This is a genomic window from Streptomyces sp. NBC_01497 (genome assembly GCF_036250695.1).
Lineage (GTDB): Bacteria > Actinomycetota > Actinomycetes > Streptomycetales > Streptomycetaceae > Streptomyces.
Map to the genome: position 1 here is coordinate 6,046,946 of NZ_CP109427.1, position 25,537 is coordinate 6,072,482.

Here is a 25,537-nt window from a genome sequence, read left to right on the forward strand (position 1 = left end):
GTATGACGTCCACAGAAGCGCACCCGGAAGACGACAGGACCGGTACGCGCCCGCCGCGTACCCACCGGTGGCGCACGGCGCTCATCGCCGTCGTCGCCGTACTCGCGCTGCTGTTCCTCGGCACCCGGATCCATCTGCTCCCCGGATTCGGCGACCTGCTGGGGGAGCAGAGCCACGACAGGACGGGACCGACGCTGCTCCAGTCCATCCAGGACCTGAACCGCTACGAGGCCGCGGAGGGCAACTTCCAGGTCGTCGTCGACTTCCAGAAGGACGCCAAGTTCCTCCCGGACGCGATCCGCGGCACCCGCACGCTGTATGTGGGAGCCGGCACCGTCGGCTCGTACGTCGACTTCAGCGGGATCGGGAAGAACGACGTGACGACGAACGCGGACCGCACCACCGCCACGATCCGGCTGCCGCACGCGCAGCTCGGCAAGCCCGCGCTCGACCCGGACCGTTCGTACACCGTCGACAAACAGCGGGGCCTGCTCGACCGGCTCGGCGACCTGTTCTCCGACAACCCGGACAGCGAACAGGCCGTGACCAAGCTCGCCGCGCGGCACATCACCGACGCGGCGAAGGACAGCCAGCTGACCAAGCGGGCCGAGACCAACACGACCGCGATGCTGGTGGGGCTCCTGCACTCGCTCGGGTTCACGAGCGTGAGCGTGAGCTACGCGTGAGCGTGAGACGGGCGTGAGCTGCGCGTCAGCGTGAGCCACGCGTGAATCCCGAGTGTTCGGCCCGCCCCTGGGGGGAGGCCGGGTGCGCTACCGGGGGCTCCGTGTGACGGGCACGTGTGACGAGGGACGCCCGCCGGTTCCCGGCGGGCGGGGCGTCCTGACCAGGACGCCCGCCCGCCGCAGCTCCTCAGTGAAGTCCCAGGTCCAATCGTCCGAGGCGCTCGACGAGCTCCGCGAAGGGCCCGTCGGGCGGCTCCGTGACCAGGACGCGCCGCAGCAGGGCCGCCATCCCCTCGTCGTGCGCGGCGCTGACGGCGACGAGCGCGGCGAAGTCGTGCACGAGTTGCAGCTCCAGCTCCGCGCGGGGGACTTCGCGCCCGTCGAGCCAGGTCAGCGCCGTCGACTCGGCGAGCGACACCCACGACCTGACGACGATCCGCAGGCGGGGCGACGGGTTCTCGCCGGCGTCGAGGTGGCCGAGGATCTGCTCGTACGCCGCCTGGCGCACCTCGTCCACGACGGCTCCCGCGCCGCCCGGCCCCGCACCGGCCGCCGACGAACCGCGCATGAGGGCGGCGAAGCCGGGACCGTGCTCGTCCACGAAGTCGAAGAACCGGCCCATGACCCGCAGCAGCCGGGCGCCCAGCGGCCCCGTGCGCGGTTCCTCGAAGCGCAGGGCGAGATCGTCCGCGGCACGGCGCAGCGCGGCGGCGTACAGACTCTGCTTGCCCGGGAAGTAGTGGTAGACCAGCGGTCTGGAGATCCCGGCGGCGGTCGCGATGTCGTCGATGGAGACGTCTTCGGGGGAGCGGCGGCCGAGCAGTTCGAGGGCCACACCGATCAGCTGCCGCTTGCGCTCCTCGACGCCCATCCTGCGCCGCGCCCGGGGCGGCGGGGTCATCACCGTGGTCATATGACCAGCCTAACGGGCGGGCTGGGGTGGATGTCCGTTACGCTCCCGGTTCATGAGCTCATCAGACCACGAGGAGATGCCGGTGGCCGCCGAGGACGAGGCGGTCGCGGTGGGACTGACGCCCCGTCAGGCGCGCATGATCCGGGTCACGATGGGGTGGGTGGTCCTGGCCGGCATGGCCGTCCTGCTCTGGATCCGCCTCGAACAGAGCCAGTCGGTACTGGTGATGGGGGTGTACGGGCTGGCGATGGTGCTGTGCGGCGTGGTGATCGAACTGAGCCGCCACGGCAGGACGCGGCTCGGCACCTACCTCCTGGGCCTGGTCCTGGTGGCGGCACTGGGCGCGGACTGGCTCCTCCCGTAGCCGACGGGCCCCCTGGTATCCACCGCCGCTCGCGGGCGGGAGTGGTCCGGGGTATCCGCGCGTCCTCGCGCTGTTGGGACGGGCCCGAGGTGCGGGCCCGAGGTGCGGGCCCGAGGTGTGGGCCCGAGGTGTGGGACCCGACGTGCGCCGACCCGACGTGCGCGGACCCGGGGCGCGGGGGGCGAGCGGCGGGAGCCGGGCACCGTGCGTGCGGAGGCCGGTTGGTGGGCCCGGGGTTCCCGGCGCCTGACGGTGGACGACCGGGCGGGCGCCGACGGTTGCCGACGGCCCCGCGACGGCCCCGCGACGGCCGTCAGTGCAGCGTGTCCAGTGAGTCGCCGTTCTCCAACGTGCCCTTCAGGCGCGTCCGGCTGCCCTCCTTGGCCGGCAGGGCCATCAGGCGGCCCGGTACGGTCGCCCGGGCCCCGCCCGAGGCCGTCAGCGACGTGACCTGCTCGCTGCCCGCCCCCAGCAGGTACCAGTTGCCCGCCTTCGACTTCCAGAGCGCGCCCGCGAGCGCCTCGGGCGCCTTCGGGCCGCACGCCGGGGACCCGGTCGCCGTCGCCGTGATCGCGCCCGGGTTGCCGCCCTGTCCCGAGGCGGACGAGGCCGACGGCGCCGACGGCAGCGGTGCCTGGAACTGCGCCAGGATCCTGCTGTCCGCCCCCTGCCACGTCTCGCCGCGCGTGCAGACCCAGTTCGCGGTGCCCTCGCCGTCCGGCAGCTCCTGCTGCGCGAACCGCCACGAGTTGACGGACATCACGCCGTGCCCGCCCATCGTCGGCAGCAGGCAGGCCGTGCGGGACCAGGACGCGCGGGCCGTCTCGGACGTGACGTCCTGGGGCGACGCGGGGGACCCCGCCGTCAGCCGCGCGGGCAGTAGTTCCCCGAGATCGCTCAGCAGCCGCCGGTCTCCCGTGCCCCCGTCCCCGCTTCCCGCCGTGCCGTCGCCGCCGTCCCGTACCTCCAGGGTCTCCCACGACGTGCAGGTGCTCGCCATGGCCGGACTGCGCAGCGCGTCCGTCACGCCGTCCGCGGCGCGGTGCAGCGGCAGCGCGGCGGCGTCGGGTGCCAGCAGGTCGCGCTCGGTCGTGCCGGAGACCCACGGCGCGGTGAGGTAGCGCACATTGCCGTCCGAGCGGTCCACGACGACCGCGTCGGACGCGCCGTCGCCTGCCTCGCCCGCCCGTGCGAAGTCGATCGCGGCGGCCGACGTGCCCTGGACGGGCTCCGCGTACCGCACGACCCGCAGGCCGTCGAAGAACAGGACCACGCGCGCCCGGTCCACCGTGCCCGCGTACAACAGCTGCGGCGGGCCCATCGGCGGCCCCGACGGCGTGCCCGGCGTGGTCGAGACCTCGACCGAGCCGCCGGGACGCGCCCACACCGCGAGCGCCCTGCGCAGCAGCTCGGTGTCCTTGACGAGCGGGCCGCGCGCCGGCCACACCGAGAAGTCCGCACGGGGTGCCTCGCGCCACGCGGTGGGCGCGACCCGGACCACCTTCGCAGGGTCGAGGGCCGCCTGGGCCGCCGGGTTGAGCGCGTAGGAGGGGGCGGCGGGCCCGTCGGGGCCCCAGCCGTCGCCCGGCAGCCCGAGCAGCGCCCCGCACACCACGAGTGCGGCGACGGCGGCGAGCGCGGCCTTGCCGTGCTGGCGGCGCCGGATCAGGTCCGTGGGGCGCGCCGTCAGGGCACACGGGTCGAACTCGGGCGAGCGCAGCAGCGAGGGATCGACGCACCCCGTGCCCCCGCCGCCCGGGCCGTCGCCCGCGGCACGCGCCGCCGAGGCCACCGTGGTGGCCGGGTCCGCGATCCCCGCGGCGTCGAGCACGCGCCGCACCTCGGCCTCCGGCAGGCGCTCCAGACCGCGCAGCACGAACGCGGCGCGCACCGGCCCCGGCATACTCGCGAGCCGGTGCTCCAGGGCGAGTTCGCCGGCGCCGCCACCCTGGCGGGGCGCCAGCCGCAGGCCCCAGACGCGCGGCAGGACGGGCGGCAGTTGCGACCGTTTCGGCAGGGCGAACCGCAGCAGCGGCAGGTCCGCGTCGAGGGCCTGGCGCACGACCCGGTCACGCAGCAGCGCGTACCCCGGATCCTGCGCGGCGTCCACGGGTGTGCGTCGTGGCGCGGGCAGCGCGGGCCGTACGTCCTTGTCCCGGCCGCGCGGCAGCGAACGCTGCACGATCGCGTGCGCGGTGAGCACCCGGCGTCCGCGCCCCAGCGACGGCGCGAGCACGAGGTACGCGAGCCGCACCAGACGCGGGTAGTGCGCGACAAGGGCGGCCTCGGCCTCGTCGATGCCGACCGCGGACAGCGGGTGCGCGGGGTCGACGGCGGCGCCGGTGCGGCCGTTGGGGCCGGGGACGGCTGACGGGGCGGTTGAGGCATCGTGGGAACGCACGTGGAGGACAACGAGGCCATGGTCGGATGGTCACTCCAGCGGGTGCGCACACCAGTGCGGCGGGGGCGCGGGGGCGCGGGACGCGGTGCCGGAACCACGAAGCCGCCTCCGTCCGCTCCCGCTCGGGCTGGTTCGCCGGCCGGGTCTCCGCCGGCCGCGGGCGCCCCGGCGTCAGCCCGGTCCCTGTCCCTTGCCGTGGTCGAGGTAGGCCAGGACGGCGAGTACGCGGCGGTTGTCGTCGTCCGACACCGGAAGGCCCAGCTTCGCGAAGATGTTGGAGGTGTGTTTGGCCACTGCCCGCTCGGTGACGACCAGTTGTGCGGCGATGGCCGCGTTGGAGCGGCCCTGCGCCACCAGCTCCATCACCTCGCGTTCACGCGGTGTGAGGCTGCCGACCGTGGAGTCCTGCGAACGCCTGCTCAGCAGCTGCTGGATGACCACCGGGTCCATCGCCGTGCCCCCGCCGGCCACCCGGCGCACCGCGTCGATGAACTGGTCCGCGTCGAACACCCGGTCCTTGAGGAGGTACCCCACGCCGCCGTTGCCGTCGGCCAGCAGTTCGCGCGCGTAGAGCTGTTCGACGTGCTGGGAGAGCACGAGCACCGGGAGCCCGGGGCGTGCCCTGCGGGCGGCCAGGGCGCACTGAAGGCCCTCATCCGTGCCCGAGGGCGGGAGCCGGACGTCCACCACCGCCACGTCGGGATCCAACTCCGCGAGAGCCTTGGTGAGTTCGGGCCCGCTCTCCACCGCGGCGAGGATCTCGAAGTCGTACGCCTCCAGCATCCTGACCAGGCCGTCCCGCAGGAGGAAGAGATCTTCGGCTAGGACAACTCGCAAGGGATCTCCATGGTCACCAGCGTGGGACCGCCCGCGGGGCTGCTGACGGCCAGTACGCCGTCGAATGTACCGAGCCTGCGCTCAAGTCCGCCCAGTCCCGAGCCTTTTCCGATCGTGGCACCGCCCTGCCCGTTGTCGGTGACCGACGCGCGCAGCATGCCCCCGGAGTGGGAGATGTCGATCCATATCCGGTCCGCGCCCGAGTACTTCGCGGCGTTGGCGAGGGCCTCGCTGACAGTGAAGTACGCCGCCGACTCGACCGGGGCCTGGGCACGTCCCGGCAGGTCCACCGTGACCTCCGTCCCGACCGGCATGCGCAGGGCCAGCGCCCGTACCGCGTCGCCGAGACCGCGCTCGGCGAGCACCGGCGGATGGATGCCGCGCACCAGGTCGCGCAGCTCCGTCAGCGCGTCGGCGGAGGAGCGGCGGGCCTGCCCGATCAGTTCCCTGGCCTTGGCCGGGTCCTTCTCGATGAGGGCCTCGATGGTGCCCAGGTCCATCCCGACGGCGACGAGACGGGCCTGCGCGCCGTCGTGCAGATCCCGCTCGATACGGCGCAGTTCGCTCGCCGAGGCGTCCACGGCGTCGTGCCGCGTCTCGGTCAGGCGCTCCACGCGCCGGGTCAGCGCCGCGTCACGGCCCGGGTCGAGCATCGACCGTGTGAGGACGAAGTGGCCCCGCAGCACGGCGGGTGCGTAGCGGACCATGAGGGCGAGGAGGACCGTCCCGAGCGCCGCCGCGCACAGCGCCGACACCGGCGTCGAGACCGGCAGGAACCCGTACCAGTAGGGGTCGTGCCGGAAGACCCGCCACAACCCGCCCAGGAGCACGAATCCTTGCAGTCCGTAGCCGAGGAGTACGGGCGCGACGAAGGCGCTGAGGCACCCCGCGGTCATGTCCACCAGGAGCCAGCGCAGATCACGCCACGTACCGGGGTCCCTCATCAGCAGCCACGTGCGTTTCAGCCGCCCGGCGAACCCGCCTCCGGCAGCCGGCGGGAACGGTCCGTACGGATCGGGGATCCGCAGCCCTGTCCACTCCACCGCCCAGGCCCTGCGCCGGTTCGCGTGTCTGCGCACGGCGGCCAGGATCGCGGGCGTGGTGAACAGGCCGACGCCCAGCGGGATGAAGGCGATGGACAGGACGGCGACGACGAACAGCGTGATCGAGCCCACGAGCGAGGCGAAGCACACCAGCAGCCCGCGGCCCACCGCACGCAGCGATTCCCGGATCATCTTCCCCATGCCGACCATCCCCTCCCGCGCGGGAGGGATCCTCCCGCGAACCGCGAACCGCGAACCGCGAACCGCGAACCGCGAACCCGTACTCGGATCCGGCCCCCGGATCCGCGTCCCAGTCTGTCGGCTGGGACGGGGCCCCGTCAGCCGTGCAGCCCCCCGGAGTGATGGTGTAGCTGGCAACACCGTCGCGTCATCGGCGGTTGACGTCCTCACGTTCTCGCAGGTGGAGGGCCGTAGCGACGGCGTCGCACGAAGGGGCGCATGAGTGTGGGGGGTGACCGGTGCAGGCGGCCACCCCCCACGTACCCCGGGGCCCCCACGGCCCCCACGGCTCCCGCCGCGTCTTGGTGGTGTCAGGCCTGTCCGGCCTTCTCCAGAGCGGTGCAGCAGGTGTCCGTGATCAGGCGGGTCACCACGTACGGGTCGACGTTCGCGTTCGGCCGCCGGTCCTCGATGTAGCCCTTGCCGTCCTGCTCGACCTGCCACGGGATGCGGACCGACGCGCCCCGGTCCGAGACGCCGTAGCTGTACGCGTTCCACGGCGCGGTCTCGTGCAGGCCGGTGAGGCGCTCGTCGATGCCGGCGCCGTAGGACTTCACGTGGTCGAGCGGCTTCGAGCCCTCGCCCAGCGCCTCGCACGCGGTGATGATCGGCGCGTACCCCTCCCGCATGGCACGGGTCGAGAAGTTGGTGTGCGCGCCCGCACCGTTCCAGTCGCCCTTCACGGGCTTCGGGTCGAGGGTCGCCGACACCCCGAAGTCCTCCGCCGTGCGGTACAGCAGCCAGCGCGCGATCCACATCTGGTCCGCGACCGCCTCCGGCGCCAGCGGGCCGATCTGGAACTCCCACTGCCCCGGCATGACCTCCGCGTTGATGCCGCAGATGCCGAGCCCGGCCCGCAGGCAGTTGTCGAGGTGCGCCTCGACGATGTCCCGGCCGAAGATCTCGTCCGCGCCCACCCCGCAGTAGTAACCGCCCTGGGCCGCGGGAAAGCCGCCCTCGGGGAAGCCGAGCGGACGGGAGCCCTTGAAGAACGTGTACTCCTGCTCGATGCCGAAGACGGGCTCCTGCGCGGCGAAACGCGCGGTCACCTCGGTCAGCGGCGCGCGCGTGTTGGACGCGTGGGGCGTCATGTCGATGTCGAGGACCTCGCACAGGACGAGGACGTCGGCGCCACCCCGGATCGGGTCCGGGCAGGTGAACACCGGCTTGAGCACCCGGTCCGAGGCGTGGCCCAGGGCCTGGTTCGTGCTCGAACCGTCGAATCCCCAGACCGGCGGCTGGTCTCCGTCCCGCAAAACCTTCGTCTTCGAACGGAGCTTCGCGGTCGGCTGAGTGCCGTCGATCCACAGGTACTCGGCCTTGAACGTCACGGGCTGCTTCCTTCGTTCTGCATGGTGTGCACGTACGTACGCATGTTCGGTGGCGCGGACGGCCGGCGTACGTACGGTGCACCGCGGCTCTCCACGCAGCTTCGCAATGCGCCATTTCAGGGCCGTTGCCCGGTGGTGAACCATGTGTTACCCGCGTCCCTCCCAGTCGGCTTCGCGTCGCGCGCGCTGTCCTCGTGCCGCTCCGGGCCGCCCCCGCGTGGTTCTCGCACCGCCGCCGTGCCGGGGTCGCCCCGCCCCCCGCCGGACCGCCGGCACGCGGGGGCGGGGCGTACCGCCGGTACAGATGAAGGGCCTACCGCCGGTACACGGGTGCCGCGCGACCGGGCCGGGCGCGGACACGGCAGACTGAGCGGCATGAGTAAGTCACGCATCGGACTTTTCGGTACAGGACCGTGGGCCCAGATGACCCACGGCCCAGCGCTCGCCGCCCACCCCGGGATAGAGCTCAGCGGTGTCTGGGGGCGCCGCCCGGACGCCGCCGCCTCTCTCGCCGACACGCTCGGCACCGCCGCGTACTCGGGTGACGACGGTGTCGACGCGCTGATCGCCGCGAGCGACGCCGTCGCCTTCGCCCTGCCGCCGGACATCCAGGCGCCGCTGGCGGTCCGCGCGGCCGCGGCCGGCAAGCACCTGCTCCTCGACAAGCCGGTCGCCACGACGGTGGAGGGCGCGCGCGAGGTCGTGGAGGCGGCCGAGCGTGCGGGAGTCTTCTCCACCGTGTTCTTCACCGCACGCTTCGAGACGATCACGTCACGGTGGATCGACGAACAGGCCGCGGCCGGCGACTGGTTCACCGCGCACGCGCAGTGGCTCGGCTCGCTGTACTCCGACGGCTCGGACAGTCCGTTCGCCGCGTCCCCGTGGCGGCGCGACAAGGGGGGCCTGTGGGACGTCGGTCCGCACGCCCTGTCGGTGCTGCTGCCGATCCTCGGTGACGTGAGGGATGTGACGGCCGTACGCACGGAGCCCGACCTCACCCATCTGGTGTTGCGCCACGCGTCGGGTGCCTCCAGCACGGTGTCCCTCAGCCTGAGCGCCCCCCAGGCGGGCGCCGGCAACGTGTTCGAGCTCAGCGGCCGGCACGGCGTGCAGCGCATGCCCGAGGGCACGGGGAGCGCCCAGGAGTCGTTCGAGTCGGCGATCGACGGCCTGCTCGAAGCAGTACGGACCGGCAGGCCGCACGACGTGGACGTACGTTTCGGCGCACGGGTCACGGAGATCCTCACGGACGCCGAGCGCAGCATCGCGGCGCACGCGTAACCGGACGGGGAGTTGGTGCTCCCGGGCCCCCCGGGGGGCGGCTCCCCGGGCGTCCTCCTCCGCCGGGTCACGCCGAGGGCGGCACTCGCGGCCCGTCGTCCGGCCGGCCCCCGGGACCCGGCCGGCGGCGAGGGACCGGGTGCTCCCCGGCGTACGGACCGGGACGACTGCGGGGGGCGGTCACCGCGCTCCGCGGGTCGGGGCGCATGCCCGGCACGGACGCGTTGCCGACCCCGTTCCGCACCGTTCGACGCAGGTGTCACGTCAGCCCCAAAACCCTTCTGGCCAGGGCTGATTGTCAGTGGGGAGCAGTAAAATGGAGGGAGTTCGGGAGAGCTGGACGACCGCGCGCCAGCCACCGCTAGGAGGTCACCGATGGCCGCTGCCGCGATGCCGGAGACGGCGAACGACCACACCACCGAGACAACCCACTCCGATCAGGTTCACCCCACCGAGAGCCCGGCGAAGCCGCGCCGCACGAGGGCGAGCGCCCGTCCCACGACCCGTCCTTCGGGGCCGTCGCTGCCGCCGCTGAAGCGTCTGCCCCTGCCCGCGAACCAGCCCCGCGAGTGGTACGAGGAGCACAACCGCAGGCTCAAGGCCATGCGCCTGGCCATAGCCCTGCTCGACACCGGCGTCTACCACCCGGCCAACGCCGACAACAGCCGGATCAGGGCCACGGCGGCCCGCATCGGTGTGCACCCGCCGTCCGACAGGACCTGCGGAATGGTCCGTTCGCTGATCCGCTGATCCGCTGATCCGCTGATCCGCCGGTCCGCTGATCCGCCGGTCCGCTGATCCGCCGGGCGGCCGATGCGCCGGCGGCTCAGTGGATTCGGTGATCCGGTGATCCGGTGATCCGCCGGGGCGTCGGTCTCCCGTTGACCGGCTGGTCCGGTGGTCGCGGCCGTTGGGGGTGGGGCCTGCACGGTCCTGCTCCCACGGCGCCGCCCGGGCGGCGCCGACCACCGTGGCGGCGCCTACCTGGCCAGCCCGACCTGACCGCCCACGCCGTCCCGGTCCGCCGCCGTGATGACGGCGTCCAGCAGGCCGGGAAAGCGCGCTTGTGACTCCTGGCGCCGCAGGACGACGAAGCACCGGGTGCCCTCCTCGCGGGTACGCGTCAGACCGGCCGCCCGCAGGACACGCAGATGGTGGCTGAGCGTCGACTTGGCCACCGGGGCCCGCAGTTCGCTCCAACCCCGCTCCACGCCGTCCGACAGCACTCGGACGATCCCCATCCGGATGGGGTCGCTGAGCGCGGACATCACGTCGGTGACGCTCACCTCGTCCATGCCGGGGTGCACCGCATTCCTCATGCGGTCAGCATAGTTGTTCGACGGTATGTCCGCTTCCGTCTGCTGTGCCACCCGGAGCGGGGCGGCGGCGTCCTCCCGGCCGGCGCCCGACGTCAGGCGGGGCCCCTCACGTCCACCCCGCCCGGCCGGGTCACCCGCCGTCCGGACGCCGCTCCCACCGGTCCTCTCCGTCGTACATCACACCGGTCCGTACGAGCCCGACGGCGCGCGCGACCGTGGCCGACGCGACGTGGCCCGGGGCCACATGGGCGACGAAGGTGCGCACGCCACGGCCCTCCAGCCACTCGGCCATCCCCCGGGCGGCCTCCGTCGCGATGCCCCGCCCCTGCCACGCGCTGCCGATCACCCACGCCAGCTCGGCCGTGCGACCCGGGTGGAGTCCCGCCTTCGACGCGGTGACGGTCGCCTGCACCGTGCCCACCAGCCGCCCACCGCCGGCCCCCTCCTCGACGCCCGCGCGGACGCCATCACCGTCCGGCTCCCGTTCACCGCTCGGCTCGCCGTCATCGACCGGCGGCCCGCCGTCCTCGACGGGCTCCGGGTGAGTGCCCGGCTCTCCGCCATCCCCTCGCTCACGAAGCTCGATCACCCAGTTGCACCAGGACACCGCCGGGTCGTCCGGCCCGGCCAGCATGCGCCCGTACCGCGCCCGCAGTTCCTCGGCCGACAACGGCTCGCCGCCGATGAACAGGTGGAGGGCGGGGTCCGACAGCACGCGCGCCATCTCCGTCGCGTGCGCGATCCGCAGCGGCCTGAGCGTCAGCCTCCTGGTCCGGATCGGCGCGGCGACCAGCGGCCGGCTGAACTCATCGCCCGGCATGGTGACCCTGACCCTCCACGAGGCGCGGCCCGTCCTGCGCGGGCGGCAGCAGCCAGGCCGGCGGGGCGGTCGCGGCCAGTCGCCCCCGCGTGAGCGCGAAGCGCGGCAGTGATATCCCGAACACGGTCCCTATGGCGAGGAGCGCCTCGAACTCGTCGTCCGGGTCGAGCGTTCGGACGCCCGCCCCCGGGAACAGTGTCCGGGGGTCGAGTCCCGGGGGCAGCTCACCCCACTGCTCGAACCCGCCGTCGCGCCAGGTGAACCCGTACGCGGGCCGCCCGTCGCGCGCGGCGGAGAAGTGGAAGACCCCACCAGGACCGTCGCTCCCGCGGTCCCGCTCCACCCAGACGGCAAGCGCCCGCCCGGCGCCGGTCGCGGAGGCCGCCTCCTCGGGAACAGCGAGCCGGCCGGGCCGGAAGCGCTCCGTCGGCGCGCCGTCAAAGGCGAAGCCCCAGCCCGGACCCGCGTGCCCCAGCCTGACCGGGGCGGGGTCCCCGGCCGGCCGTGCCCCGCTCAGGTCGCAGGCCCCGTACGGGACGGGCAGCGGGCCGCCGCCCAACCGGTCGGCCAGCGCGGCGGGCCCCATTCCCTCGACGCACAGGAAGCGGTAGCCGTGGGGGTGCTGCCCGTCCTCGTCCACCAGCCAGGTCAGCCCGTCGGGGTCCCCGCCGCCTTCGTCTTCCGTCACCGCGCCCGCGTCTGCCCCCAGGCGTCTCCCCGCCGTCGGCGTCTCCAGGATGAGGCGACCCCGCTCGGGCGTGATCAGCGGGCCGAGTACCGGGTCCGCGAGCAGGCCGACCGCCGCCACCTGGTCCTCGCCGTACGGCTCCCACTGCGGCAGGGCGGCCGCGAGCGTGCGCCAGGCGCCGTCCGTGTCGCCCCAGCGCGCCTGTTCCCGGGCCGCGTCCGCTGCCTGGCCGAACCCGCCGGCCCCCTCGTAGCGGTACGTACGCTCCCGCACGGCCCTCAGCGTCGCGGTGACCACCGAGACCCGTTCCTCGGTGCCGGTGCCGCTGCCGGTGCCGGTGTCCGTGCCGTCCTCGCCCGCAGCGGTCACCAGCGACCTTGCGAACAGGGTGTCCGGAGCGGCGTCCGGGGCGTGTCCGGCCCGGGTCCACGCCGCCAGGGGCAGGAACTCCCTGACCAGCAGCGGGTCGTCCCACCCCGATGCCACGCCCGCCATCCACCCCGGAGCCGTGACGGCGGCGAAGGAGCGGGGGCGCGCGTCGAGCAGGGCAGCCACTTGCGCGTGCAGGACCCGCGCCCGGGGCCTGCCGTGCTCCGCCGCGTCGCTCAGCGCGGGCAGCCACGTATCGACGTCCTCCCCGGCCAGCAGCGCGAGCCGGGCGTCCTCCGTGTCCGTGTCGAGCTCACGCGTCGTCTCCGAGACATAGGCGGCACCGAGGTGGTCGCTCCACTGTCGCTGGGCCGTCCGGAACAGCCCCTGCATCAGATCGAGGAAGGACGCGTACCGCTCCGGGGCGACGCCGGAGCGGTGCCGGTACAGGTACGCGGCCCACTCGCCGTCCGCGTCCACGTCCCCCGGATCGAGCAGTACGTCCGTCGTGTCCGATCCCACCGCCAGCTGCAGCGCGCGCCCCCACATCCGGGCCGGCGGGACCTGCTCGCCGGACGCGTCCTCGTCCGCGACGCCCGTGGCGAGCTCCGCAGGCTCCGCGCCCTCGTGCCACCTGCTGCCGTCCGCCGTGCCGAGCAGCGCGACCTCTGTGCCCAGCGGCCGCCAGCCGTCGCTCGCGGCCAGGAACGAGCGGAAGCTCGGCGGCAGCTCCGCGCCCAGCAGCTCCTCCAGCGCGCCGACGCGCGCCGCGTCGGCGGGCGGGAACCCCGGCTCCCGCACCGGACCGACCGGCTCATCCCCCGAGGCGTCCCGTGCCGCGGACGCGTCCGCGCGCCACCGGTCGAGGAAGGGACGCCAGTTGTAGATCTTCATGACCTCATCGTGCCAGCCGCCACCGACAACCGTCCCGGCCTGTGGACAAGAGCGTCCCGCCGCTCCGACGTGCGGCTGCGTCATACTTCTCCCATGGCACAACGCGTCACCCGCGGGGCGGGAGTCGCGATCCGGCGGGCGACCGCACGCGACGCGAAACGGCTCACCGCCCTGGTCACCTCGTCCCGTGCGTACGAGGGCCCGTACGCGTCGATGATCGCCGGGTACCGCGTGGGCCCCGACTACATCGAGGCACACCAGGTCTTCGTGGCGGTGGAGGCCGCCGGGACGGGAGAGGCGACCACGGGGGGCCGGATCCTCGGGTTCTACGCCCTGCTGCTCACACCCCCCGAGCCCGAACTCGACCTCCTCTTCGTCGCGGACCCGGCGCAGGGACGCGGGATCGGCCGCCGGCTCGTGGAGCACATGAAGGCGACGGCACGCGCCGCCGGCGCGGACCACGTCCACGTGGTGTCGCACCCCCCTGCGGAGGGCTTCTACACGAGCGTCGGCGCGAGGCGCACCGGCATCAGCAGGGCCCACCCGCCCGCGGTGCTGTGGGACCGCCCGGAACTGAGCATTCCGACGGGCCCCTGACACGTGCCGAGCGCCTGACACGTGCCGAGCGCCCGACGCGGCCGGGCACCGCCCGGCACGCTCCAGGCCCGAGACTCCCGCCCCGCGACTCCCACCCCGAGCGTCCCGCCCGGCGCGTTCCGGTCGGTACGTAAATCGGTAAACGCCAGTCGGTGCGCGTCAGTTGGTACGCGTCAGCCGGTACGGTCCGTCCGCGGGTCCCCGGCAGTACGGCCGCACGCGATACCTCGCACGCTCCGGTCGGCCGCCGGGCGCTCACCGCGTCGGGAGAGGTGCGCGATGGTTCCGGCGCGGTACACACTGCACCGTATGGATCTGCCCAGACTCCTCGCGCCGGCCGACGAGGAGCCGGGAGTGCGCGCGGTCCGCCATGTCGCGTCCCTCGCACGGGGCGGGCCCCTCGATCCCGCGTGGCGGGTCACGCTGAACTTCCATCCCGACCGGCTCGCGCGTGACGGCCTGTCCGTGCTCGCGTCCATTGCCGGGGACGGCATCTACTACGCGCAGTTCGTCACCGGTACCAGCAACGGCGGCCTCACCGCCCGTCCGGGCGGCGACCGTTGGCGCTGGGAGAGCCGTATCTTCGACGGCGCCTACGACACGGCACGGCCCGACGAGCGGCCCGTCCACGGTGCGTTGGACTTCCTGGAGTCGGGTGCCGGGGGTGCCCCGCGCTTCGGTTCTTCGTACTTCCGGCTCACTGCCGCCACACTCGCCCGCACCACCTTCTGCTATCCGGACAGCTCGACCGGCCCGGTGGACTTCGGGATCGTGGAGCGCGGCGACCGGCTGGTGGCGAAGTCGGTGGCGGAGGGTCGCGACCCGCTCGACAGCCACGTCGAGGCGCAGATCCACGGCCCGGTGCGCATCGGCACCGACGTCGAGGCGCTGGTGCTCGACGCGTGCTACCGCGGTACGCCTGTCGAAGCGGCGGCGCGGCACCTGCCCTGCCCGCTCGTGTGGCACCCGGGCTACCGGCTGCCGGTGCGCGTGCTGCGGGAGCATCCGGAGTTCCGGGGCCGGGAGTACGTGGTCCTGGGAGTCAGGATCGCGCGGGAGGGTGTACTGGATCCGGGCGTCGTGGGTGAGGCGGCACGGTCGGGGTGGTATGACCCGCAGGCAGTGAAGAAGGTCTGGCACTACGTGGCACGCTTCGGCGCCCCGCAGCCCCCGCAGCCCCGTGACCCGTGATCCGAAAACCCGTGGAACGTGGCCGGGCCGCGCCCCCGATCGACGCAGCCCGTACCCGCTCGCGTATACGTACCCGCCCCCGTATACGTACCCGCGACTGCCGGCTCAGCCCGAGGTGCCGCTCGGCGCCGCCGACCCGCCGGCCGTACCCTCCGTCGCACCCTGGGCGAGCTTCGCCGTGACGTCCGCGGTCTGCGCGGCCGGCGGCGCGCTCACGTCGGCCTTCGTGCCGAAGTCGGTGAACTGGAGCTTCGAGTCGAGCGCGACCTTCCCGGCCGCGGCGGACGGCGCCGGGGACGCCGAGGAGGAAGCGGACGCACCGGCACCGGTCTTCACCGTGGCCCTGACCTCCTCCTGCCGGATCCGGCCCTGGTCGTCGAGCCAGAGGTCCACGGGCAGCCGGTCACCGAGCTGCTGCCGCAGCTGCCGCGACTCCGCGGTGTTGCCGGGTGTCAGCTTCCCCACGTCGACCGAGGCCCGGTAGTGCGTGGTCCGGGTGCCGTTCACCGTCTCCGTTCCGACCTTCGTGACGTCCGTGCCGCTCAGGCCCTTGACGTACGTGAAGGGGGCGGCCGGATCGGTCATGCCGGCGGTGGCGCCCGAACTGCCGCCGAGGGCTCCCGCGACCTTCTTCAGGTCGAGCTTCAGCCAGGTCTTGCCCGCGGGCAGCAGCTGGCGGGAGGTGGTCGCCGGCAGCTTCTCGTAGAGCATGCCGTCCAGCGTCCGCTCCTCGATCTGCTGGTCGCCGATGTTCATCGTGACCTGGCTCCCGCCGTTCGCGAGGTCGATCACGCCGGAACCGTGCAGGGTCATCGAGCCGTTGCCGCCGACCCCGCCGACCATCGTGCTCATGGTCAGCTTCGCGCTTTTCTCGTCGGCGGTCTTCTGGTACGCGGACCGCACGGCGGCCGCGTCCTGCCCGCCGCCGGACCCGCTGCCCGCGCCCGGCGCGGACGCCGAACCCGAGGGAGCGGGGGAAGTGGACCCGTCACCGGCGCTGTTGGCGTTCCCGCCGGTGGGACCGCAGCCCGCCAGTACGCCCACGGCCGCCACGCCACTGATAGCGAGGGCCGCCGTGCGACGCCCCATACCCTTGCGGACCATGCCATCTCCCGTTGTGCGTCTGCCTGTTTGCATGCCCTGACAGGGGTCGGCTACCCGCCCCCGTGATCCGCATACGCGGCACGCGCCGCGCGAAGGCACCCCGCAGCCGCTACCGGTACCGGATGGTCCGCCGTTGCGGCTGTCGCGGGACGGCGCCTGATGCGGCCGGGCGGTGCGATCGTCATGCCGAGGGGGCCCGCCACTCCACCAGCAGGAGAGTCGCGTCGTCGCGGAGCGCGTCCTGCTGGCGGTCCAGCAGCGAATGGATGAGCTGCCGCAGCGCCTCGGCGGGGACGGTGCCCGCGGCGGTCGCCCGGATGATGGAGTCGGTGAACCGCTGGAGCCCGAGCTGCACGTCCCCGACGATGCGGGACTCGGTCACACCGTCGGTGTACAGCAGCACCCGGTCACCGGGCCGCAGCCGCTCCTCGTGGACCGTGCGGGCCCCGTCGAACAGTTCGGACGGCATGCCCATCGGCGGTTCCGGCGGCCGCTCCAACGCGCCCTCCAGCACCCGCTCGTCCCGGATCAGCAGGGGCGGTGGGTGGCCGCAGTTGCACCACCGCAGGATTCCCTCGTCCGTGTCGAGCTGGGCCAGGACGCCGGTGCAGTACTGCTCCGGCAGCCAGCGGGCGAGCGCCCGGTCGACGGACTCGACCATCTCCGGCAGGTCCGCCGCGGCGCGGCGCGCGCTGCGGCAAGCGGCCATGGACACCGCCGTGGCCAGACCCGAGGCGAGGTTGTGACCCATGGCGTCGAAGATCGTCGCGTGCAGCGTCGACTCCGTCAGCGAGTGGTCGAACGCGTCACCGCCCAGTTGGTACGCGGGCTCCAGCACGGCCGTCGAACTGGCACGCAGGTTCGCGATGCTGCGCGGAGGCAGGAAGGCGCGAACCAGTTCGGCGGGCAGCCGCATCGTCTCCCTCCGGGTGAGGCGGGCGAAGGCCTCGCTGTACGCGCGCTTCGACGTGATCACCATGGCCAGCAGGGACGCGAGGATGCGGCAGCGGCGCAGCACCACCGAGTCGATCCGCACGGCGCTCACGCCGAGTACCCCGAGCCGCTCGGCACCGTCGACGAGGGGCAGCCAGGCCGTCAGCCGGTCGTGGGGGCTCTCCTCGATGCGCAGAGTGAGGGTCCGGTAGGTGCGTCCCGCCATGGTGGAGTCGATGTCGAGCGTGGGCCGCCCGTTCACGAGGGGCACGAGTGGGACGAGGAAGCGCTGCTGGAGGTCGACGAGGTACACGTCGATCCGTTCCACCCCTATGATCCCGGCGAGCCGGCCCACCAGCAGCGGCAGGTCCATGGGCGCGGCGTCGTGCGCCTCGGCCAGCATCTCGTCGAGCATCCGCTCGTCGAAACCGCCGTCCTGTGCCTCTCCCGCCATCATCGGTCACCGCCCACCTCGGCAGTCTCACAGAGCCCCGCTTCCGCCGCCCGTCCACGCACCTCCGAATGGCGGCGGCCCCGGGATGCTCCCCAGGGCCCGGGACGACGCGGTCGCGTACGGCCGTGACACCCCGTACGGCTTGCCTGCGCCGTCGTGCCGTGCTCGCCGCCTGCCTCCCGTACGTCCCCGGCCTCCCGTACGTCCCCGGCCTCCCGTACGTGCCCGACCTCTCGTACGTGCCCGACCTCTCGTACGTCCCCGGCCTCCCGTACGTGCCCGGCCGTCGGCACGTCCCCGCGGCCTCCCGGCCCTGGATCCCGCCTCACGCACCCGCGGGCGGCCCGGTCAGGCGGCCTGGGCGATGAGCCGCTGGAGGTGGAGCCCGCGAGCGGCGTCCAGGGTCGTCGGTGTGCCGGAGCGCACCGCCGCCGCGAACTCCCGGCGCAGGACGGGCCAGCACTCCTCGTGGTCGAGCTCCGCCGTGTCGTAGACCAGGGATTCGGCACCGGGGCCGTACAACTCGACGCGAGTGCTGGCACGGGGGAGGCGCACGGCGCCGGAAAGTGATGCCTGGCTCACCGCACCGTTCTCGTGTTCGCAGGTCAACTCGATCCAGCGGCGCGGGTCGCCGGTGCCGCGTACGGACACGATGGGGCCCACCGCGGCGTCCAGCAGGTCAAGCAGGTGGGGGCCCAGGTCGTGCAGCGCACCCTGTTCCAACCGCCACGAGGTCGCGAACTCACCACCCAGGAAGGCGCCGTGGAGGTAGCAGGAGCGCGCCCCCGTGACGTCGAGGCCCGCGGCGTCGCGCAGGAACGCCCGCGTGACGGGGTGGTATCGCTTGGTGAGGACCATCTGGGACACGACGCCCTGCTCGGCGACGGCGTCGGCGAGCCGCCTCGCCGTGTCGAGGTCGGCGGCCAGTGGCTTTTCCAGGAGGACGGCCTTCCCCGCCCGGACCGCCCGCAGAGCCAGGTCGCCCTGGACGGCGGGCGGGACGGCGAACGCGACGGCTTCGCTGTGTTCGAGGAGTTCGTCGAAGGACGCGGCGACGGCGGCGCCGTAGGGGGCGGCGGTCGCGGCGGCGGCTTCGGGCCGCCTGGCCCAGACGGCGCTCAGGCGGGTCTCGGGACCGGCGGCGAGCATCCGGGCGTGCATGGTGCGGGCCCAGGGCCCCGCACCGACCAGACCGACGCGCAACGGTTCCGGGGACCGTGTGTGGACGTCCCGGGGTGCGGTGTTCCGCGTGGGGGAGCTGTGCGGGGGCGGGGGCACGTTCTGCGGTGGCACGGGGTCTCCGGGCTCGGGGGAGGAGGGGGAGGGGATACGAGGAAGGCGGGAGAGAGGGAAGGCGGGAGGGGCGAAAGCGGGAGGGCGGAAGGCGGGCGGGAGGGGGTGGAGACGGGAAGGCGGCAACGCGGTGACGCCGGAATGGGGTAGAGCGGAAGAGCCGACGAGCTGACAGCTGACAGTTGACAGCGGACAGTGCAGAAAAAGGCGGTGGTCAGCCCCCGTTGAGGTCGGCCAGCCGGGTGTCCGCGCGGTCGGGGGCGTAAAGGTGCTCGACCACCATGGCGCCCGCGCCGCTCAACGCGGCGAGGTCGCCCAGCCGGGACGTGACCACGTTCAGGTGGGCCGTGGTGCGGGGCATGGCGCGCTGGTAGAGGAGTTCGCGCACGCCGGTGAGGAAGGGTGTGCCGGCGAGGTCCCCGGCGAGGACGAGCACCCCGGGGTTGAGCACGGTCACGACGGTCACGAGGACGCCCCCGACCCGGCGGCCCGCCTCACGGGCGAGGCGCACCGCGTCGGGCTGCCCCGCGGCGAGGTGTTCGCGCACGTCCGAGCCGGACGCGGTGGGGACGCCGGCGGCGGCGAGCTGCGCGGCGATGGCGCCGCCGCTGGCGACGGCGGCGAGGCAGCCGTAGGAACCGCACATGCACAGGGCGTCGGGTGCGTCGTGCAGCCGGATGTGCCCTATGTCGCCCGCGCCGCCGTCGATGCCCCGGTAGGGCTCGCCGCCCACGACGACACCCGCGCCGATGCCGGTGGAGATCTTGACCAGGACGAAGGCCGAACAGTCCGGGTAGTGCAGCCGTTGCTCCGCGTACGCCATGAGGTTGGCGTCGTTGTCGACCAGGACGGGGATATCGCCGCGTTCGGCGTCGACGTGCCGGACGTAGGCCTGCCGCATCCGGGCGGGCACCGGGAACTGGTCCCAGCCGGGCATGATCGGCGGCTGGACGATCTGCCCGGTGCCCCAGTCCACCGGCCCCGGTACCGACAGGCCGATCCCGCACACCTGTGACACGTCGGCGCCCGCCCTCTCAAGGAGCGGGCGGAACCAGCGGGCCAGGGTGTCGAGGACGGTGTCGGGGCCCTCGGAGATGAGCAGCGGCGCCGACCGCTGCGCGAGGACCTCCCCGTCGAGCGAGAGCACGGCGGCGGTGGCGTGCCGGGTCTCCAGGTCCACGGCGAGCACGACGCCGTGCGAGGCGTCGAACTCCAGGCGAGCGGAGGGGCGTCCGCCGGTGGAGGAGGCGGTGGTGGTGTCACGCAGCCAGCCGGCGCCGAACAACTGGTCCAGCCGGTGCCCGATCGTGGACCGTGACAGGCCCGTGGCGTGCTGGAGTTCGCCCCGGGTGGTGGCCTGTCCGCTGCGGATCAACCGCAACAGGTGTCCCGCGCTCGCCTGGTTGGCCGGCATGGTCGTCCGTTCTCCTCGCTGTCGCTGTGCCACGGCGTGCTCGCTGCGCCCTCAGCCCTTGTCGGCGCCGCTGGTCAGACCTTCCGTCAGCAGCCGCTCCGCAGCGTAGAACAGCAGGACCACGGGGATGGTGAGGATGACGGAGCCGGACATCAGCACGGTCTTCGGCACCTCGATGCCGTTCGACAACTGCTGCAGGCCGAGGGAGACCGTCCACTTGTCGGGGTCCGCGGCGAGGAACAGCAGCGCGAAGAGGAACTCGTTCCACGCGATCATGAAGACGTAGAGCCCGGTGGCCATGAGGGACGGCAGGGCGAGCGGCAGCACCACCTTGCGTACGGTCTGCAGGCGCGAGGCGCCGTCGAGCGCCGCGGCCTCCTCGACGCTGGCGGGGATGGTGACGAAGTAGTTCTTCAGCATGTAGATCGACACCGGCACGGTCTGCGCGATGTAGACGATCGCCAGGCCCACCAGGCTCCCGGAGAGGCCGGCCTTCGCGAACATCACGAACAGCGGCACGGCGAGGAGCGTGGAGGGGAAGAGGTACACCGCCAGAAACAGTGCGCTGACGTGCCGCCCGCCGAAGAACCGCAGCCTGCTGATGGCGTAGGCGCCGGGGACGGCCGCCGCGAGTGTCAGCACGACCGTACCCAGCGACACGAGCGCGGAGTTGAGCAGGAGCTTCAGGAAGCCCTGGCCGCCGTCGGAGGTCGGCTGCAGCACGTTCTCGTAGGTGGAGAGCGTGAATTCCTTGGTCGAGACCCACAGCGAGCCGGGGTCGAGCAGCAGGGCGTCGATGGGTTTCACCGACAGCAGCAGCATGTAGTAGAAGGGCACCAGGGTGATGAGGCCGAGCAGGACGATGACGACCCAGCGGGCCGTCCCGAAGAAGCGCTCCTCGAACTGTGCGCGGGTCATCACGCCTCCTCCTGCACCTTCTTGGCGAAGAACTTGAAGTAGATGCCCAGCAGCACCATCAGGACGACGGCCAGGACCAGGGCCTGCGCCGCGGCGGCGCCGACGTCGAAGTTCGCGGTGAGGAAGTCGTACACGCGCACCGCGACCACGTCCGTGCCGGAGCCGCCCCCGGTCAGCAGGTACACGTCGTCGAACTTGTTGAACGTCATGATGAAGCGCAGCACGCACAGCAGCGCGATCACCGGCATCAGCTGCGGCAGCAGGATGTACCGGAAGCGCTGGGTGGGGGTCGCCCCGTCCACGCGCGCCGCCTCTTCGAGGCCTGACGGTACGGCCTGGAGCCTGGCCAGCAGGAAGAGGAAGGCGAACGGGAAGTACCGCCACGTCTCGAAGGCGATGACGGTGAGCAGGGCGAGCGGTATGCCCACGTGCCATCCGAAGACGTCGACCTCGTAGGACCGGGTGGAGAGGAAGGCGATGGGGTGGTCCCAGCCGAGCAGCTTGCTGCCCCACTGGTTGACGATGCCGTACTGGGGGCTCAGCGCGGTCTGCCAGACGAAGGCGACGGCGACGACCGGCGCCACATAGGGCAGGAGCATGGTGCTGCGCATGAGGCCCCGGCCCCGGAAGGGTTTGCGCAGCGCGAGCGCGGCGACGAGGCCCAGTACGACGGAGCCGAGGGTGCCGCCGACGGTGTACGCGAGCGTGGTGAACAGGCTGGACCAGAAACCGGGCGAGGTGAAGACCTCGGTGAAGTTGTCCAGCGACCAGTTCCCGAACAGCCCCATGCCCTGGATGTCGACGAGCTTGGCGTGCTGGAAGGCCAGCAGCACGGTCCACAGGATCGGGATGACCACGACGACGAGGACCACCAGGAAGGTGGGGCTGACGAAGGCCAGACCGGCCCGGTTCTCCCGCTGGGCGGTGGTGAGTCGGCGTCGCTTCTTCGCGACGCCCGGTGCAGTGCTCATGATGCGTCTTCCTCGGGGGACGGCCGGCGGCCTACTGGAGGGACTTCTGGAGTGCGGAGACCTCGTCCTGGGACTGGTGTGCCGCCTGGTCGGGGGTGATCTGGCCGCCGGTGAGGGCACTGATGGCCTTGGGGACGGGCAGTTGGCCGTTGGTGGCGCCGACGAGCGCGCCCTGGCCCTGCTTGAAGCCCCAGCGCTGCATGTTGCCGACGCCCGCGATCAACTGGTCGAGCAGCGCCTTCGGGTAGGCCTGGTCGAGCCGCTTGCGGGTGTCCACGCCGATGGTGCTGGCGCGCCAGGCGTCGAGGTACTTGTCGGTGTCGGTGGCGGTGCCGTGGCGGACGGGGATCTGGCCCTCGGGCGACATGCCGAACCAGCTGGTGTACCCCTGGTCGAGCATGTAGCGGACGAACTTCTCCGAGGCGCCGGTCTCGGCGGTCTTGGTCACGGCCCAGGAGGCCACCTCGCCGAACTGGGCCGGCTTGCTGCCCGGCGCGGCGGCCAGCGAGGTGACGACGCCGCTGTTGCGGGCGAGGAACTGCTTGTCGTCCTTGCACTGCGGGCAGCTCGGCAGCGCGTCGTTCCTCAGGCCCGCCAGCTCGTCGAGCAGGAAGGTCGACCAGAGGATCATTCCGGACTTGCCCGCGAAGTAGGTGGCACGGGTCGAGTCGACGGTCTGCGTGCCGGGTTCGCCGTAGGTGTTGCCGAGACGGTCGTACAGGCCGAAGGAGGTCCGGCAGGCGGGTGAGTCGAGGGCCACCTTGCCTGCCCCGTCGACGAGTTGGCAGCCGCCGGCCAGGGCGATGTCCTCGAAGCTCTGCTGGGTGAAGACGTCCCCGGGGTCGGTGGCGACCGAGATGCCGTCGCGGCTCGGCGTCTTCATCGCCTTGGCGGCCTTCTCCAGACCGGCGTACGTGGTGGGCGCGGGCAGCCCGGTCTTCGCCAGCAGGTCCTTGCGGTAGACGAGCAGTTGCAGCCAGGCGTCGGAGGGGACCGCGAGGTCGCGGGCGCCGTCACTGGTGAGGCTGAGTGCGTTCGCGTCGAAGGTGCCCCGGCCGAGGCCGTCGACGACGTCGCGTGCCGCGTCGGTGTTGAGCAGGCCGTTGGTGTACATCTGCCAGACCTGGCCGATGGGTACGCCGCCGATGACGTCGGGCAGGGTGCCGGACGCGGCGGCGGACATGATCAGCTGCGGGAGCTGGTTCTCGTCCACGCCGACGACCTTGACCTGGACGCCGGACTGCTTCTCGAACCGGTCGACGATCTTCTGTGTCGCGGCCATCTGCGGTGGCAGGTTCTCCTGCGACCACACGGTGATCTTGTTGTCCGGCCGGGCCGGACCGGTCCGCCCGGCGCATCCGGCGAGCAGTCCCACGCCCACCGCCGCCGCCAGGCCTGCCGCCAGGGTCGGGCGCACGCGGCGCCCGATGGGGCGGATCCACTTGTACATGGCTTGTCCTCACCCTACTTATGCTGACTACTGAGGCATCTCAGCACCACTTTTGCGTATTGACAAGACGTAACTCTGAGATATCTTCGACGTAAATCGTCGGCCGGCCCTCCCCGGCCGCGACCCCCGCACCCCTACGCACCCTTTCTCGGAGCCCCACGTGGAACGCGTCGTCCAATTCACCGGCCCCCGACAGGTCGAGGTCGCCGAGCACCCCGCTGCTCCGCTGCCCGCAGGCCACCTCCGCCTCCGTACGCGGTACTCCGGGGTGTCGGCGGGCACGGAACTCACCGCCTACCGCGGCACCAACCCGTACCTGACACGGACCTGGGACGCCGAGGCCCGGATGTTCCGCGAAGGAGCGGCGGGCATGGAGTACCCGGTCGCCGGCTGGGGCTACTCCGAGGTCGGCGAGGTCACCGAGGTCTCACCCGAACTGGCCGGCACCCCCGGACTGCCCGCCGTCGGCGACCTGGCCTGGGGCATCTGGGGCCACCGCAGCGAGGGCGTCGTACCGGCCGAGCGCATGATCGGGCACACCCTGCCCGCCGGGCTCGCGCCGCTCGCCGGCACCTTCGCCCGTGTCGGCGCCATCGCGTACAACGCGGTACTGGCCTCCGACCTCCATGTCGGCGAGGACGTGGCCGTATTCGGCCAGGGCGTGATCGGCCTGCTCACCACGCGGCTCGCCCAGCTCAACGGGGCCCGCGTCACCGCCGTCGACGCGCTGGAGGGACGCCTCGCCACGGCCCGTGCCCACGGCGCCACCCACACCCTCAACGCCCGCACGGACGAGGTCGCCGAGGCCGTCCGCGCCGCGACGGACGGACGCGGCGCCGACGTCGCCATCGAGATCAGCGGCGTCTACCCCGCCCTGCACGAGGCCCTGCGCTGCGTCGCCGTGGGCGGCCGGGTCGTGGCCTCCGGCTTCTACCAGGGGGACGGCGTCGGGCTGCGGCTCGGCGACGAGTTCCACCACAACCGTGTCCAGCTCATCTGCTCCCAGATCGGCGGTGTCCCGCCGCAGCTGTCCGGCCGCTGGAGCGTCGAACGGCTGCAGCGCACCTTCCTCGCCCTCGTCGCCGAGGGCCGAGTCGACGTGGAGTCCCTGGTCACCCATGTCATACCGGTGGCCGACGCCGCCGACGCCTACACCCTGCTGGACGAGCGTCCCGCCGACGCCCTCCAGGTCGTCCTCGAGTTCTGAGAGGCTCCACCACCGTGCTCAAGACCGCATGCCAGGAGCAACTGCTGCCCGGCGACACCCTCCAGGAAAAGTGGGACTTCGCGCAGGCCGCCGGGTACGACGGCATCGAACTGCGCGGCAAGGGCGACCTGAGCTTCGAGGAGCGGCTGCCCGAACTGCGCCGGGCGCTCGCCGACGGCGTCGTCATGCCGACCGTCTGCGTCGACATGCTCCACTTCTTCGGGGCCTTCGACGACGACCTGCGCCGGGACGCCGTCCGCCAGATGAAGTCCCAGCTGTCCGTGATCGCCTCGCTCGGCGGCCTCGGCGCGCAGACCCCCGCCTCGTACGGGATGTTCTCGCGGCGCCTGCCGCCCTTCGAGCCGCCGCGCGGCGAGGAGCAGGACCGGGCGGTCCTCCTCGAAGGCCTCGCCGAACTCGGCGAGCACGCCGCGTCGGAGGGCGTGGCGCTCTTCCTGGAGCCGCTGAACCGCTACGAGGACCACATGGTCAACCGCCTCGAACAGGCCGCCGGCCTGATCCGGGAACTCGGCCTGGACTCGGTCAGGATCGGCATCGACAGCTACCACATGAACATCGAGGAGAGCGACCCCGCCGGAGCGATCGTCGCCGCCGCGCCCTACATCGGGCACGCGCAGGTCAGCGACTCCAACCGGTTCCAGCCCGGCGCCGGCCACCTCGACTGGTCCGCCTGGCTCGGCGCCCTGCACGCCATCGGCTACGACGGCTACCTCGCCGTGGAGTGCCGTCTCACCGGCGACCCGCTGGACGCCGTCCGCTCGATCCCCGCCCACCTGCGCCGGAACGGCGCATGACGGC

General features: G+C 72.8%; 23 protein-coding genes. 8 read left to right on the plus strand and 15 right to left on the minus strand.

The window, feature by feature from the left end:
• Positions 1–2: 2 nt before the first annotated feature.
• Positions 3–686 carry a DUF4230 domain-containing protein gene (locus OG310_RS25500; protein ID WP_329458188.1) on the plus strand — a complete coding sequence of 228 codons (684 nt, stop codon included), beginning with the start codon at positions 3–5 and terminating at the stop codon, positions 684–686.
• Between the two features lie 187 nt (positions 687–873).
• Here OG310_RS25500 and OG310_RS25505 read toward each other — a convergent pair whose 3' ends face one another.
• On the minus strand, positions 874–1,557 hold the full coding sequence (locus OG310_RS25505) for a TetR/AcrR family transcriptional regulator (RefSeq protein ID WP_329460378.1): 684 nt from the start codon (positions 1,555–1,557) through the stop codon (positions 874–876).
• Positions 1,558–1,651: 94 nt separating this feature from the next.
• Here OG310_RS25505 and OG310_RS25510 point away from each other — a divergent pair, with 94 nt between their 5' ends.
• Positions 1,652–1,963, plus strand: a complete 312-nt coding sequence (locus OG310_RS25510; protein ID WP_329458189.1) for a hypothetical protein — start codon at positions 1,652–1,654, stop codon at positions 1,961–1,963.
• 313 nt (positions 1,964–2,276) lie between these two features.
• Here OG310_RS25510 and OG310_RS25515 read toward each other — a convergent pair whose 3' ends face one another.
• The 4 genes from OG310_RS25515 to glnII form a co-directional block, all read right to left on the minus strand.
• A complete protein-coding gene (locus OG310_RS25515; RefSeq protein ID WP_329458190.1) occupies positions 2,277–4,364 on the minus strand; it encodes a hypothetical protein in 2,088 nt (695 codons plus the stop codon).
• Positions 4,365–4,535: 171 nt separating this feature from the next.
• A complete protein-coding gene (locus OG310_RS25520; protein WP_329458191.1) occupies positions 4,536–5,201 on the minus strand; it encodes a response regulator transcription factor in 666 nt (221 codons plus the stop codon).
• A complete protein-coding gene (locus tag OG310_RS25525) occupies positions 5,186–6,454 on the minus strand; it encodes a sensor histidine kinase (RefSeq protein ID WP_443078731.1) in 1,269 nt (422 codons plus the stop codon). Before OG310_RS25525 ends, OG310_RS25520 begins: the two co-directional genes overlap by 16 nt.
• Positions 6,455–6,795: 341 nt before the next feature.
• Complete coding sequence (gene glnII, locus OG310_RS25530) at positions 6,796–7,815, minus strand: glutamine synthetase (RefSeq protein WP_329458193.1); 1,020 nt, start codon at positions 7,813–7,815, stop codon at positions 6,796–6,798.
• Between the two features lie 375 nt (positions 7,816–8,190).
• Between glnII and OG310_RS25535 the strand changes: the two genes are divergently transcribed.
• Positions 8,191–9,096 carry a Gfo/Idh/MocA family protein gene (locus OG310_RS25535; RefSeq protein WP_329458194.1) on the plus strand — a complete coding sequence of 302 codons (906 nt, stop codon included), beginning with the start codon at positions 8,191–8,193 and terminating at the stop codon, positions 9,094–9,096.
• 390 nt (positions 9,097–9,486) lie between these two features.
• Positions 9,487–9,846, plus strand: coding sequence for a hypothetical protein (locus tag OG310_RS25540; RefSeq protein WP_329460379.1), 360 nt, complete (start codon positions 9,487–9,489; stop codon positions 9,844–9,846).
• Between the two features lie 230 nt (positions 9,847–10,076).
• Here OG310_RS25540 and OG310_RS25545 read toward each other — a convergent pair whose 3' ends face one another.
• The 3 genes from OG310_RS25545 to OG310_RS25555 all read right to left on the minus strand — a co-directional run bounded on the left by OG310_RS25545 (position 10,077) and on the right by OG310_RS25555 (position 13,186).
• Positions 10,077–10,415 (minus strand): ArsR/SmtB family transcription factor, encoded by a 339-nt coding sequence (locus OG310_RS25545; protein WP_329458195.1) that lies wholly within the window; start codon positions 10,413–10,415, stop codon positions 10,077–10,079.
• 130 nt (positions 10,416–10,545) lie between these two features.
• Positions 10,546–11,235 carry a GNAT family N-acetyltransferase gene (locus OG310_RS25550; protein ID WP_329458196.1) on the minus strand — a complete coding sequence of 230 codons (690 nt, stop codon included), beginning with the start codon at positions 11,233–11,235 and terminating at the stop codon, positions 10,546–10,548.
• A complete protein-coding gene (locus OG310_RS25555) occupies positions 11,222–13,186 on the minus strand; it encodes an SMI1/KNR4 family protein (protein ID WP_329458197.1) in 1,965 nt (654 codons plus the stop codon). Before OG310_RS25555 ends, OG310_RS25550 begins: the two co-directional genes overlap by 14 nt.
• Positions 13,187–13,279: 93 nt before the next feature.
• On the opposite strand from OG310_RS25555, the gene OG310_RS25560 reads away from it, so the two are divergent.
• Both OG310_RS25560 and OG310_RS25565 read left to right on the plus strand, forming a co-directional pair.
• Positions 13,280–13,783, plus strand: coding sequence for a GNAT family N-acetyltransferase (locus OG310_RS25560; protein WP_329458198.1), 504 nt, complete (start codon positions 13,280–13,282; stop codon positions 13,781–13,783).
• Between the two features lie 309 nt (positions 13,784–14,092).
• Complete coding sequence (locus OG310_RS25565) at positions 14,093–14,974, plus strand: DUF3626 domain-containing protein (RefSeq protein ID WP_329458199.1); 882 nt, start codon at positions 14,093–14,095, stop codon at positions 14,972–14,974.
• A 105-nt stretch (positions 14,975–15,079) separates the two neighbouring features.
• Here OG310_RS25565 and OG310_RS25570 read toward each other — a convergent pair whose 3' ends face one another.
• The 7 genes from OG310_RS25570 to OG310_RS25600 all read right to left on the minus strand — a co-directional run bounded on the left by OG310_RS25570 (position 15,080) and on the right by OG310_RS25600 (position 23,511).
• Complete coding sequence (locus OG310_RS25570; RefSeq protein WP_329458200.1) at positions 15,080–16,078, minus strand: hypothetical protein; 999 nt, start codon at positions 16,076–16,078, stop codon at positions 15,080–15,082.
• A 181-nt stretch (positions 16,079–16,259) separates the two neighbouring features.
• Entirely contained in the window at positions 16,260–17,465 is a 1,206-nt protein-coding gene (locus OG310_RS25575) for a PP2C family protein-serine/threonine phosphatase (protein ID WP_443078895.1), read from the minus strand.
• A gap of 348 nt (positions 17,466–17,813) precedes the next feature.
• The gene (locus tag OG310_RS25580; protein WP_329460380.1) at positions 17,814–18,668 is read right to left on the minus strand and encodes a Gfo/Idh/MocA family protein; all 855 of its coding nucleotides are present in this window, start codon (positions 18,666–18,668) and stop codon (positions 17,814–17,816) included.
• Between the two features lie 304 nt (positions 18,669–18,972).
• Positions 18,973–20,172, minus strand: coding sequence for an ROK family protein (locus OG310_RS25585; protein WP_329458202.1), 1,200 nt, complete (start codon positions 20,170–20,172; stop codon positions 18,973–18,975).
• Positions 20,173–20,223: 51 nt separating this feature from the next.
• On the minus strand, positions 20,224–21,090 hold the full coding sequence (locus OG310_RS25590; RefSeq protein WP_329458203.1) for a carbohydrate ABC transporter permease: 867 nt from the start codon (positions 21,088–21,090) through the stop codon (positions 20,224–20,226).
• The gene (locus OG310_RS25595; RefSeq protein WP_329458204.1) at positions 21,090–22,061 is read right to left on the minus strand and encodes a carbohydrate ABC transporter permease; all 972 of its coding nucleotides are present in this window, start codon (positions 22,059–22,061) and stop codon (positions 21,090–21,092) included. Before OG310_RS25595 ends, OG310_RS25590 begins: the two co-directional genes overlap by 1 nt.
• Positions 22,062–22,092: 31 nt before the next feature.
• Positions 22,093–23,511, minus strand: a complete 1,419-nt coding sequence (locus tag OG310_RS25600) for an ABC transporter substrate-binding protein (RefSeq protein WP_329458205.1) — start codon at positions 23,509–23,511, stop codon at positions 22,093–22,095.
• A 160-nt stretch (positions 23,512–23,671) separates the two neighbouring features.
• Between OG310_RS25600 and OG310_RS25605 the strand changes: the two genes are divergently transcribed.
• A complete protein-coding gene (locus tag OG310_RS25605; RefSeq protein ID WP_329458206.1) occupies positions 23,672–24,718 on the plus strand; it encodes a zinc-dependent alcohol dehydrogenase in 1,047 nt (348 codons plus the stop codon).
• A 14-nt stretch (positions 24,719–24,732) separates the two neighbouring features.
• Entirely contained in the window at positions 24,733–25,533 is an 801-nt protein-coding gene (locus OG310_RS25610) for a sugar phosphate isomerase/epimerase family protein (RefSeq protein ID WP_329458207.1), read from the plus strand.
• The last annotated feature ends 4 nt before the right edge of the window (positions 25,534–25,537 follow it).